Here is an 11,050-nt window from a genome sequence, read left to right on the forward strand (position 1 = left end):
GGTTCTGGCTTGGGTTCTGGCTCCGGCGGAGGGGCTGGGGCATGGGAGGACGTCGCGGCGCGCCCGGCTGGGATGTCCGGGTCCGGGGCGGGGGCGTTCTGGGGGACGATGGTGGTGGCCATGTCGCTGCCCGAGGGGCCGGACGGGCCCCAGGCCGGGGCCGCGGGCTGGCTGCCGGGGCCGCCGAAACCGCCCTGTTGGCCGGTGCCGCTAGCCGGGGGCTGCGTACCGAACTGGCCGCCATACCCGCCGCCCTGCTGCTGACCGCCGAACTGACCGCCGAACTGGCCGGTGCCGCCGACCGGAGGCTGAGCACCATATTGGCCACCGGTATCCGGGGCACCGTAGCCCTGAGGCGCAGGCGCACCGTACTGGCCGCCGGCACCCTGCCCGCCGAACGCGCCCTGCTGCTGCGCCGCATACTGTCCCGGCTGACCGGACTGAGCAGGCTGGCCCGGCTGGCCCGGCTGACCCGGCTGACCCGGCTGACCCGGCTGACCCGGCTGGGCATACTGCCCCGGCTGACCCGGCTGGGCATACTGACCGGGCTGACCGGACTGCACAGGCTGAGTCGGCGGCATCTGCCCAGTACCGCCAGGCCCCCCGTACTGCCCACCAGTCCCATTCGGGTCGTTCGGGTCCTGCCCCGGGTACCCGCCGCCCGGCTGCCCGGGCCCGTACTGGCCCCCGCCGGTCTGCTCACCCGGCTGACCGTACTGCCCCTGCCCGCCACCCATCGCAGCCCCCTGACTGTATTGTCCGCCGGGCTGCCCGCTCTGAGGCGCCCCCGTCGCGGGGGCAGCGTGGGTCTGCCCTCCGCCTTTGCGTCGCAAGAATCCTCCGAGGCCGCCGGTCTTGCCGCCGGCTCCCGTCGAGCCCGCGCCGCCCGTGTTCATCCCGCCGCCGCCGACGCCAGTACCAGTGCCAGGGCCAGTGCCAGGGCCAGTGCCAGTACCGCCACCGGCCGTCGGCGGAGCCGGGGCCGGGACCGGGGCGGGCACCAGTTGCCCGACGTTGGCCAGCTCCACCGCGCGGGCGGCCAAGTCCCGCGAGACCGCGGCGGGCAGCCAGCCGGTGACGTCGGTACCGCGCAGCGGGGGTAGGCCTTCGAGGCCGCCGCTGAGGGCCGCGCGGCACATCTCTACGAGCTGGGTCGGGGTGGGGCGGTCGGCTGCTTCCTTGGTCAGGCAGCGTCTGGCTATGTGGGCCAGGGCCGGTTCGAGGCCCTGGAGGTCCGGTTCGTGGTTCTCGACGCGGTACAGGATCGCCATGGCGTTGCCGTCGCCGAAGGGGGTGCGGCCGGTGGCCGCGTAGATGAGCATGCCGCCGACCGCCCAGACGTCGGCCGGGGCCTCGATGTCCGCCCCGGCCACCTGCTCCGGGGCCATGAAGCTGGGGGTGCCCAGGCGCATGCCGGTGGCGGTGAGCATGCTGGCGTCGGTGGCGCGGGCGATGCCGAAGTCGATGACGCGCGGGCCGTCGGAGGCGACCAGGACGTTGGCCGGCTTCAGGTCGCGGTGGACGATGCCCGCGGTGTGGATGGCCTGCAGGGCCAGGCCGATGCCGACGCCGAGGTGGGCCACGGAGCGCGGGGAGAAGGGGCCGGCGAGCTGGACCGCGGCGCTCAGCGGCGGGCCGGGGATGAAGTAGGACGCCAGCCAGGGGGTGGCGGCGTTCGGGTCGGCGTCGGTGACGGCGTTGACGAACGGGGAGTGGACGGCGCGGGCCGCGGCTATCTCGCGGGTGAAGCGCTTGCGGAAGTCCCGGTCCGAGGCGAAGTCCTGGCGGAGCACCTTGAGCGCGAAGGCCTGCCCGGTGGGGGCGAACCCGAGGTAGACGCTGCCCATCGCGCCCTGGCCCAGGCGCCCCCGCACCGAATACGGGCCGATCTGCCGCGGATCGGCCTCCAGCAGCGGCTGGATGTTCTTCGAGACGATGCTCCCGGCGCCCAGGCCGCCGTAGCCGCCGGGCCCCGGAACGGGTCGGTTGGCGTCCACTAACTACTCCCCCATAGTCGTCGCGCGTGCCCAGAGGCCCATTTCCCCTATTAGACCAGTGTCCTCTCCTACCCCGGCCGAGGCGACGCGCGCGCCTACTCTGCCCTAACGGTGCGCAGAACCGCACCCTTGGCTGTGGCCTGGGCGTTGAGGTCATCCTGGAAGGCGCGCATCGCGCCGAGCAGCTCCAGATCGTGGGACGCCAGGATGCGGGCGGCGAGCAGGCCGGCGTTGCGGGCGCCGCCGACCGAGACGGTGGCGACCGGGACGCCGGCCGGCATCTGGACGATCGACAGCAGCGAGTCCATGCCGTCCAGGTACTTCAGCGGGACCGGGACGCCGATCACCGGCAGCGGGGTGACCGAGGCGAGCATGCCCGGCAGGTGGGCGGCGCCGCCGGCGCCGGCGATGATCACCTTGAGGCCGCGGCCGGCGGCGTTCTCGCCGTAGGCGATCATCTCGCGCGGCATCCGGTGCGCCGAGACGACGTCGGCCTCGTAGGGGATCTCGAACTCCGCCAGCGCCTCGGCCGCCAGCTTCATCACCGGCCAGTCCGAGTCCGAGCCCATCACGATCCCGACGAGAGGCGCGGCGCCCGGCTCACTCATCAATCTCTCCTCGCAGGTAAGCGGCGGCGTGCCGGGCCCGCTCGACGGTGTCGTCGAGGGTGCGGCCCGGCAGGCCCAGAACGTTGACATGCCCGATCTTGCGACCCGGCTTCACGGCCTTGCCGTACATGTGCACCTTGACCCCGGGGTCGTGCGCCATCACGTGCTTGTACGCCGGGTAGACCTCGGGCAGGTCCAGGCCCAGCACGTTGGCCATCACCACCACCGGCGCGACCGGCTTCACCTGGCCCAGCGGCAGGTCCAGCACGGCCCGCAGGTGCTGCTCGAACTGGCCGGTGACCGCGCCGTCCATGCTCCAGTGCCCGGAGTTGTGCGGCCGCATCGCCAGCTCGTTGACCAGCAGCGCGCCGTCCCCGGTCTCGAACAGCTCCACCGCGAGCATCCCGGTGACCCCGAGCTCCTTGGCGACCGTCAGCGCGATCCGCTGCGCCTCCACGGCCGCGGCCTCGGACAGCCCCGGCGCCGGCACGTAGACCTCGCGGCAGATGCCGTCGATCTGTAGCGACTCCACCACCGGGTAGGCGGCGGCCTGGCCGTGCGGGGAGCGCGCGACCTGGGCCGACAGCTCGCGCACGAACGGCACCTTGGCCTCGGCCAGCAGCCGCACGCCGCGCTCGGCGGCGCCGGCCAGCACCGCCTTGGCCGCGGCCAGGTCGTCGACCATCCAGACGCCGCGGCCGTCGTAGCCGCCGCGGGTGGCCTTCAGGACGTAGGGGAATCCGACGGTGGCGCCGAAGTCGGCGAGGTCGTCGTCGCAGGAGATGAGCGCCCACTCGGGGCAGGGCAGGCCGAGCCCGGACAGCTTCTGCCGCATCAGGCCCTTGTCCTGGGCGTAGACCAACGCGGCCGCGCCCGGCCGCACCGCGACGCCGGAGGCCTCCAGCTCGTGCAGGAAGTCGGTGGGGACGTGCTCGTGGTCGAAGGTCAGCACGTCGCAGCCGGCGGCGAAGGACTTCAGCGCGTCCAGATCGTGGTGGTCGCCGATCACGGTGCCCGGCACCACCAGGGCCGCCGGATCGTCCGGCCGCTGGGCCAGCACCCGCAACTCGACCCCGAGACCGATCGCGGCCTGCTGCATCATGCGCGCCAACTGGCCGCCGCCGACGACTCCTACCACCGGAAAGCTCACCGGTCGAGTCTACGGGCTGTAGAGCAGCGCCTTTGACGCGGCGGAGGCGGATTCGGTTCCGCGTCTGGACACAATGACCAGCGACCAGGACCGACAATCCGCGCCATTCTCCACGAATGGGTGCCGCCTAATGTCACAGCTACGTCGCGATGAGTAGATTTAACGGAGGTTTCCCGTTCAGCAGTCGAAGCGGCCCAGAAAGGGACGGTACCCTCGGATCGCTAGGAGAAAACCGATGGAAGACAGGTGGCAGGCGTGACGGTCGTGCGTTCTCTGTACAACCGCTTCGAGCACCTGGTCCATGAACTGGGGAAGTTCGGGGCCATCGGCGCGATCGCGTTCGTGGTCAACTTCGGCGTGTTCAACGCCTACATCGCCGCGGCCCCCAGCAAGCAGATCTTCGCCAAGGTCGTCTCGACTGTCGTGGCCACGTGCGTTGCGTACGTCGGTAACCGCTACTGGACGTACAAGGACCGCGACAAGATCGACCGCCACCGGGAGATGATCTTCTTCTTCCTGATCAACGGCGTCGCCGCGGTCATCGAAGTGATGTTCGTCTTCATCAGCAAGTACGGCCTGGGCCAGGACGGCACGCTCGCGATGAACGTCGCCAGCTACGTCTTCGGTATGCCGCTGGGCATGCTCTTCCGCCTGTACTGCTACCGCACCTTCGTCTTCCCCGTCGGCACGGTCGAGGAGCCCGAGGCCGTCCCGGCCGCGGCCACCACCCCGCTGTACCCGACGGTGGCGCCGACGAACGGGCACGCGAACGCGACTGCGCACGCGCACCAGCGTCCGGTCCCGGAGGCCGCAGGCCGCTGACGCCGCCTGCCCGTCGCTTCTCAAGTCTTAAGTAGATAATCCTCCTGTGCTCGTAGCCAAGGTCACCTCGACAGTCCGCAAGCTCTACGCCGAGATGCTCAAGTTCGGTGTGGTCGGCGCGATCGGGGTGGCCGCTGACGTCAGCAGCTCGAACCTGCTGTGGAAGTACACCGGGCTGAGCCACACCGTGGCCTCCATCGGCGGCACCTGCGTGGCCACCGTCACCGCCTACATCGGCAACCGCTACTGGGTCTTCCGCGACCGGCCGGCCGACACCCGCCGCCGCGAGATGGCGATGTTCGCCCTGATCAGCCTGATCGGCCTGATCATCGAGAACAGCTTCGTGTTCGTCGGCGACCGGGTGCTGGGCTTCCACAGCATCGCCGCGGCCAACGTCGCCAAGTTCGTGCTGGGGCTGCCGGTGGCCGGGGTGTTCCGGTTCACCACCTCGCACCTGTTCGTCTTCCCCGAGGCCGGGGGCACCGGGTCCGACGCCGATCCGGCCGCCGGCCCCAACGGTGACGACGACGGGTTCAGCGCGCAATCACCGACAACGGCGAGTGCTCCGTGAGGAAGACGGCGAACACCGCCGGGCGCTGAAGCACCAGGTTCAGCCGGCCGCCGTCGGCCTCGGCCAGCTCCCGCGCCACCGCCAGGCCCAGCCCGGTGGACCCGCGCGAGGAGGCGCCGCGCTGGAACAGCTTCGCCTCCAGGTCCGGGGCGATACCGTCGCCCTCGTCGCCGACCTCGACCACCACCGAGCCGCCGACCGCGCGGGTGTGCACGGTGACCGTGCCGGCGCCGTGGATCAGCGAGTTCTCCAGCAGCGTGGACAGGATCTGGGAGAACGCCCCGGGGGTGGCCATGGCCATCAGCCGGCGCTCACCGGAGACCACGATCCCGCGCCGCATCGACTGGTAGGCCGGGCGCCACTCGTGGACCTGCTGCCGGATCACGGTGTCCACCTCGATCGGCACCGCCAGGTCCGAGCGCCGGTGGGTGCGCGCGGTGGTCAGCAGCCGCTGCACCACGTCGGTGAGCCGTTCCACCTGGGACAGCGCCACCTCGGCCTCGTCCCGCACGGTCTGCGGGTCGTCGGCCAGCGTGATGATCTCCTCCAGCCGCATGGACAGCGCGGCCAGCGGGGTGCGCAGCTCGTGCGAGGCCTCGGCGGCCAGCCGGCGCTCGGCGCCCAGCATCGTCGATATCCGGTCCGCCGAGCTGTCGATGACCTCGGCGACCCGGTCCAGCTCGCTGATGCCGTAGCGGCGGTGCCGGGGCCGCGGGTCGCCGGAGCCCAGGCGCTCGGCGGTGGCGGCCAGCTCCTCCAGCGGCTTGGTCAGCCGGCGGGCCTGCAGGTAGGCCAGGCCGGTGGCGGCCACCAGCACCGCCAGCGCCACCCCGCCGATCAGGTACATGGTCCGGCGGATCTGCTGGTCGGCCGGGGCCCGCGTGGCCTGCACCGTGACGTGCACGCCGACGTTGGCCAGCACCCGGTCCACCGAGTAGGTGGCGGTGAACGTCGAGGTGCCGGCCGGCAGCGTGTTGACCGCGATCGGGCTCTGCCCGTCCACGGCGATCACCGCGGCGTGGTTCAGGGCGATCATCCGCTGCCAGTTCGGCACGTAGTCGCCCAGCGGCCCGGTGCTGGCGCCGTTCAGGCTGGCCTTGCTGACCTGCATCGACACCGTCTCGGCCAGGGTGCGGGCCTCGGTGGACAGCACGGTCTTGGTGCTGGTGTCCACCGAGCGCACCTCCAGTACGGCCAGCGGTACACCGAGCAGGATGACGACCATCATCACCACGAGGAACGTGGAGGAGACCAGGCGGCGGCGCACGGCAGTGTGACCCGGCGCGCTAACCGCGCTCGAAGCGGAAGCCGACGCCGCGCACGGTGGTGATGAACCGGGGGCGGGAGGCCTCGTCGCCGAGCTTCTTGCGCAGCCAGGAGATGTGCATGTCCAGGGTCTTGGTGGAGGACCACCAGGTGGTGTCCCAGACCTCGCGCATCAGCTGGTCCCGGGTGACCACCCGGCCGACCTCGCGGACCAGCACCCGCAGCAGGTCGAACTCCTTGGCGGTCAAGTTGAGCTCCTGGTCGCCCAGGTAGGCGCGGTGGGACTCGATGTCTATTCGCACCCCGTGCACACCGTTGCCCAGGTCCGGGGTGCCGCGCCGGAGCAGGGCCCGGACCCGGGCCAGCAGTTCGGCCAGCCGGAACGGCTTGGTGACGTAGTCGTCGGCGCCGGCGTCCAGACCGACCACGGTGTCAACCTCGTCGGCCCGCGCGGTGAGGACCAACACCGGGAAGGTGTGTCCGTCGGCGCGCAGCCGGCGGCAGACCTCCAGGCCGTCCATCCCGGGCAGGCCCAGGTCCAGAACCACCAGGTCGACGCCGCTCTGACCGGCCAACAGCGCCCCTGGACCGTCGGCTCGGACGGTGACCTCGTAGCCCTCACGTCGGAGCGCCCGCGCCAGCGGTTCGGAAATGGCGGCGTCGTCCTCGGCGAGCAGTACACGGGTCATGAGTGTGATGGTAATCGGGGTGGACCTGCTGTCGCTCCCCCATCTGGAGCATTGTCTGTAATGCGGGGATCTGCTCCGGGAAGCACCGAACGCATGACGACCCACAACGTTCCGTCCCCCGCGCAGGGCCTGCCGCCGCAGGATGAGGACCGGGCGTTCTTCGGTCACCCCAAGGGGCTCCAAACACTGTTCGCGACCGAGTTCTGGGAGCGCTACAGCTTCTACGGCATGCGCGGGCTGCTGGTCCTGTTCCTCACCGACACCGCGGCCCACCACGGCCTCGGGCTGTCCCAGGAGGCCGGCAACAGCTTCTACGGCATCTACAACAGCCTGGTCTACCTGATGGCGGTGCCCGGCGGCTGGATCGCCGACCGGGTCTGGGGCGCCAGACGCTCGGTGCTGTGGGGCGGCATCATCATCGCGCTGGGTCACTACGTGATGGCGATCCCGACCTCGGCGACGGCGTTCCTGGGGCTGGGGCTGATCGTGCTGGGCACCGGGCTGCTCAAGCCGAACATCTCCGCGCAGGTCGGCGGGCTCTATCACGAGCACGACAAGCGGCGGGACGCCGGCTTCACGGTGTTCTACATGGCGATCAACATGGGCGCGTTCCTGGCGCCGCTGACCGCCGGCTGGGTCGGCCAGCACATCAACTACCATCTGGGCTTCGGCTGCGCGGCGATCGGCATGACGTTCGCGGTGGTCTGGTACGTCGTCCAGGGAAAGCACCTGGGCACCGTCGGGCTGCGGCCGCCCAAGCCGATCACCCCGCCGGAGCTGGCCCGCTCGCTGCGGATGGGCGCGGCCATCGTGGTGGTGGTGCTGGCCATCGTGCTGGGCTGGATGGCGATCACCGAGTGGTCGGTGTCGGCGTTCGCCGACGGGCTGGCCGCGCCGATCATCGCCACGCCGTTCGTCTACTTCGGCTACCTGTTCAGCCGGGGCGGACTGCGGCCCGAGGAGCGGCCCAAGCTGCTGGCGTTCGTCGCCTTCTTCGTCGGCGCCACGGTGTTCTGGATGATCTACGACCAGTCCGGCAGCCAGCTCAACCTGTTCGCCGCCGACAAGACCGACCTGCACATCTTCGGCTGGGAGATGCCCTCGGTGTGGCTGCAGTCCGCGAACCCCTTCTACATCATGGTGTTCGCGCCGATCTTCGCCTGGATGTGGCAGCGGCTCGGCGACCGGGCCCCGCGTACCTCGGTGAAGTTCGCGATCGCGCTGGTGGTGATCGGCTGCTCGTTCTTCGTGATGAGCATCGCGGGCAAGGATGCCACGCCGACGCACCGGGTCTCGATCGCCTTCCTGGCGGTCGCCTACCTGCTCCAGACGATCGGCGAGCTGTGCCTGTCGCCGGTCGGCCTGTCGGTGACCACGCAGCTGGCCCCGCCCCGGTTCGCCGGGCAGATGCTGGGGCTGTGGTTCCTGGCCACCGCCACCGGGAACGCGCTCAACGTCTACGTCACGAAGCTCAGCACGACGATGAGCGACTTCAGCTACTTCCTGTCGCTGGGGCTGGTGGCGGCGGCGATCGGGGTGCTGGTGTTCCTGGCCGCCCCGGTCATCAACCGGCTGATGGGAGACGTCCGGTAGCCGGGCGGCGGGGCCCGCGCCAGGGGCCTGAACTCGGGTCTGGACTCGGGTTCGGACTCGGGTCTGAACCCGCCGGTAGTGCCCGATCGTAATCTGTTGCCACCTCGCGCGGTGCGGTCCGGACGCAATACGCTCTTGGCCCATGGCGGACATAGCGGTGGTGGGGCCTGGCGCTATCGGTTCGGTCGCGGCGCTCGCGGCGCAGCAGACGGGGCGGCACTCCGTCACGTTGTGCGCGCGGCGCGATCCAGGGGCGCTGCGGGTGGTCGACGACCTCACGAGCACCGTGACCGAGTTGGAGGCCCCGATCCTCACCTCGCCGGACCAGGTGGCCGGGCCGGCCGAGTGGGTGCTGCTCGCGGTGAAGGCGCAGCAGACCGACGGCGCCGCCGGATACCTGGACGCGCTGTGCAAGCCGAGTACGACGGTCGTCGCGCTGCAGAACGGTGTGGAGCACATCGAGCGGGTCGCGCCGTACGCGAACGACGCGCACGTGCTGCCGGCCATCGTCTGGATCAGCGCCGAGCCCACCGGGCCCGGCGAGGTCACCATCCGCAACAACATCTCCTCGATGATCCAGGTCCCGGCGGGCCCGGACGGCGAGGAGTTCGCCCGGCTGCTGGAGGGGGCGCCGGCGGTGCAGGTGGCCCTGGTCTCGGACTTCACCACCGCGGCCTGGCGCAAGCTCACCACGAACGCGATCGCGGGCCTGATGGCCGCCGCCGGGAAGCGGGCCGTGGTCTATCAGCGTCCCGATGTCAGGGAACTGGCGCTGGCGCTGGCGACCGAGACCCTGGCCGTGGCCCGGGCCGAGGGGGCGGCGCTGCCGGAGAGCGAGGCCGAGGCGCTGGTCGGCATCTTCGAGGCGATGGCCCCGGACATCGGGTCCTCGATCCTGTTCGACCGGCTGGCGGGCCGGGAACTGGAGTGGGACGCGCGCAACGGGGTGGTACGCCGCCTGGGGCGGCGGCACGGGATCCCGACGCCGGTGTCCGACGTGCTGGTCCCGTTGCTCGCCGCCGCCTCAGACGGCTGACGCACCCTTCCTGGTCCGCCCGCGGACCGGTGGGGGGAACGGCTGCGGGGCGGTATTGCGGCCACCCGGGTCCGATGCCGGCTCGGGGCCGGCGGCGCGGATGTGGGGTCCCGGGTCGCCTGGTCGGTACGTCAGTACCAGTCGTGGGCCTGCCAGAAGGCCCACGCGGCGCACGGCGAACCGTAGCGCCCGGTCATGTAGGACAGCGCCCACTTGATCTGGACCAGCGCGCTGTTGCGCCAGTCCGAGCCCATCGAGGCCATCTTGTAGCCGGGCAGGGCCTGGCCGAGGCCGTAGGCGCCGGAGGAGGAGTTGGTGGCGTGCAGGTCCCAGCTCGACTCGCGCTCGATGATGTTGGAGAAGCACAGGAACTGGCTCGACGGGACGATCTGCTCGGCGATCGCCTTCGCCTGCTCCGGCGAGGCGTCGTAGCCCATGTTCGATGAGGAGCCGCTGGAGCCGGAACCGCTGGAGGTGGAGCTGGAGCTCGGCGCCTTCGGCGTGGTCTTGACCGGCGTGGGCGTGGTCTTCACCGGGGTCGGCGTCTGGCTGGGCAGCGGCGGCCGGGTGGTCGACGTCGAGGTGGACGTCGGCGGCGGGGGGTTCAGGACGGCCAGCGGCGAGTTCGACGAGTTCGCCGGGGTCGGGCCCTTGTCAGCGATCGGCAGCGAGCTGCTGGAGGTCGGCGCCGGGGCACCGGGGGTCGAGGTCTGCGCCAGCCCGGGCCGCTGCAGGTCGCGGTTCGCGACGGCGTTGCCGTCCCGCGCGGCGGCCAGCGCGTTCGCGGCGGCGATCGCCGCACCGGTATTCGAGTCCTGAGACGCCGCCTCGGCACTGTTCCGCAGGCCGTCCTGGTGCATGTGGTACGCGGTGGCGACACCGCCGCTGACCGCCAGCACACTGGTCACCGCGGCCGCGGTCTTGACCTTGCCCTTAGCGTTGCTCATCGCCCCGGGCCTGGCGTGGCTCGCGACGTGCCTGCCGGGGCCGGAGCCCGATATGCCGGACAAGAGAGACCTTCCGCCGTACTTCGCCTCCTGAACGCGGGCTGTGGGGAGCTCGTTTTCGAACGCCCGCGCGAGGCCTGTCGGGTGGCCAATCTGCCGGAGGTCACGACCGGGTCTCAATGGGGACGGCCCGAAGATGACCGGGACTTTGCCGACTCTTGGCACTACTCAGCGGAGCCGAATCCCTTGCGCTACGTGGTCATCAGGCCGGTCACCAGCGGCGTTGCCGGTCACGCGCACGCGCCGGACGCACGTGCAGACGGCTGGGCATCGGCGGGATGCAAGTGGGGGCGGCGGAGGGCGAATGGAGT

General features: G+C 71.1%; 10 protein-coding genes. 4 read left to right on the forward strand and 6 right to left on the reverse strand.

The window, feature by feature from the left end; genetic code table 11:
- The 3 genes from KGQ19_RS44275 to KGQ19_RS44285 all read right to left on the reverse strand — a co-directional run.
- Positions 1-1,997 (reverse strand): serine/threonine-protein kinase (locus tag KGQ19_RS44275; protein WP_212020894.1); only part of this gene is annotated, 1,997 nt, incomplete at its 3' end.
- Between the two features lie 95 nt (positions 1,998-2,092).
- The gene (gene purE, locus KGQ19_RS44280; protein WP_194894270.1) at positions 2,093-2,605 is read right to left on the reverse strand and encodes a 5-(carboxyamino)imidazole ribonucleotide mutase; all 513 of its coding nucleotides are present in this window, start codon (positions 2,603-2,605) and stop codon (positions 2,093-2,095) included.
- Entirely contained in the window at positions 2,598-3,755 is a 1,158-nt protein-coding gene (locus KGQ19_RS44285; RefSeq protein ID WP_307856699.1) for a 5-(carboxyamino)imidazole ribonucleotide synthase, read from the reverse strand. The genes purE and KGQ19_RS44285 overlap by 8 nt, the downstream gene beginning before the upstream one ends.
- A 255-nt stretch (positions 3,756-4,010) precedes the next feature.
- On the opposite strand from KGQ19_RS44285, the gene KGQ19_RS44290 reads away from it, so the two are divergent.
- Together KGQ19_RS44290 and KGQ19_RS44295 are read left to right on the forward strand one after the other, a co-directional pair.
- Positions 4,011-4,577, forward strand: coding sequence for a GtrA family protein (locus KGQ19_RS44290; protein WP_212020896.1), 567 nt, complete (start codon positions 4,011-4,013; stop codon positions 4,575-4,577).
- A gap of 46 nt (positions 4,578-4,623) precedes the next feature.
- The gene (locus KGQ19_RS44295; RefSeq protein WP_212020897.1) at positions 4,624-5,148 is read left to right on the forward strand and encodes a GtrA family protein; all 525 of its coding nucleotides are present in this window, start codon (positions 4,624-4,626) and stop codon (positions 5,146-5,148) included.
- On the opposite strand, the gene KGQ19_RS44300 is transcribed toward KGQ19_RS44295, so the two are convergent.
- Positions 5,111-6,415 carry a sensor histidine kinase gene (locus KGQ19_RS44300; RefSeq protein WP_212020899.1) on the reverse strand — a complete coding sequence of 435 codons (1,305 nt, stop codon included), beginning with the start codon at positions 6,413-6,415 and terminating at the stop codon, positions 5,111-5,113. The two genes, KGQ19_RS44295 and KGQ19_RS44300, sit on opposite strands and share 38 nt — an antisense overlap.
- 19 nt (positions 6,416-6,434) lie before the next feature.
- Positions 6,435-7,103, reverse strand: coding sequence for a response regulator transcription factor (locus KGQ19_RS44305; RefSeq protein ID WP_012785064.1), 669 nt, complete (start codon positions 7,101-7,103; stop codon positions 6,435-6,437).
- Between the two features lie 93 nt (positions 7,104-7,196).
- Here KGQ19_RS44305 and KGQ19_RS44310 point away from each other — a divergent pair, with 93 nt between their 5' ends.
- Positions 7,197-8,696, forward strand: a complete 1,500-nt coding sequence (locus KGQ19_RS44310) for a peptide MFS transporter (RefSeq protein ID WP_212020901.1) — start codon at positions 7,197-7,199, stop codon at positions 8,694-8,696.
- Positions 8,697-8,838: 142 nt separating this feature from the next.
- Entirely contained in the window at positions 8,839-9,732 is an 894-nt protein-coding gene (locus tag KGQ19_RS44315; protein ID WP_212020903.1) for a 2-dehydropantoate 2-reductase, read from the forward strand.
- Between the two features lie 131 nt (positions 9,733-9,863).
- Here KGQ19_RS44315 and KGQ19_RS44320 read toward each other — a convergent pair whose 3' ends face one another.
- Positions 9,864-10,679, reverse strand: coding sequence for an aggregation-promoting factor C-terminal-like domain-containing protein (locus tag KGQ19_RS44320; protein ID WP_212020905.1), 816 nt, complete (start codon positions 10,677-10,679; stop codon positions 9,864-9,866).
- Positions 10,680-11,050: the final 371 nt, after the last annotated feature.

Source organism: Catenulispora pinistramenti, assembly GCF_018274385.1.
In the GTDB taxonomy this organism is placed as follows: domain Bacteria; phylum Actinomycetota; class Actinomycetes; order Streptomycetales; family Catenulisporaceae; genus Catenulispora; species Catenulispora pinistramenti.

What these genes read in the sequence shown, in the direction of transcription:
- KGQ19_RS44315 (WP_212020903.1), top strand. Translation starts at nt 8,839, where the DNA reads ATGGCGGACATAGCGGTGGTGGGGCCTGGCGCTATCGGTTCGGTCGCG.
- KGQ19_RS44305 (WP_012785064.1), bottom strand. Translation starts at nt 7,103, where the DNA reads ATGACCCGTGTACTGCTCGCCGAGGACGACGCCGCCATTTCCGAACCG.
- KGQ19_RS44310 (WP_212020901.1), top strand. Translation starts at nt 7,197, where the DNA reads ATGACGACCCACAACGTTCCGTCCCCCGCGCAGGGCCTGCCGCCGCAG.
- purE (WP_194894270.1), bottom strand. Translation starts at nt 2,605, where the DNA reads ATGAGTGAGCCGGGCGCCGCGCCTCTCGTCGGGATCGTGATGGGCTCG.
- KGQ19_RS44320 (WP_212020905.1), bottom strand. Translation starts at nt 10,679, where the DNA reads ATGAGCAACGCTAAGGGCAAGGTCAAGACCGCGGCCGCGGTGACCAGT.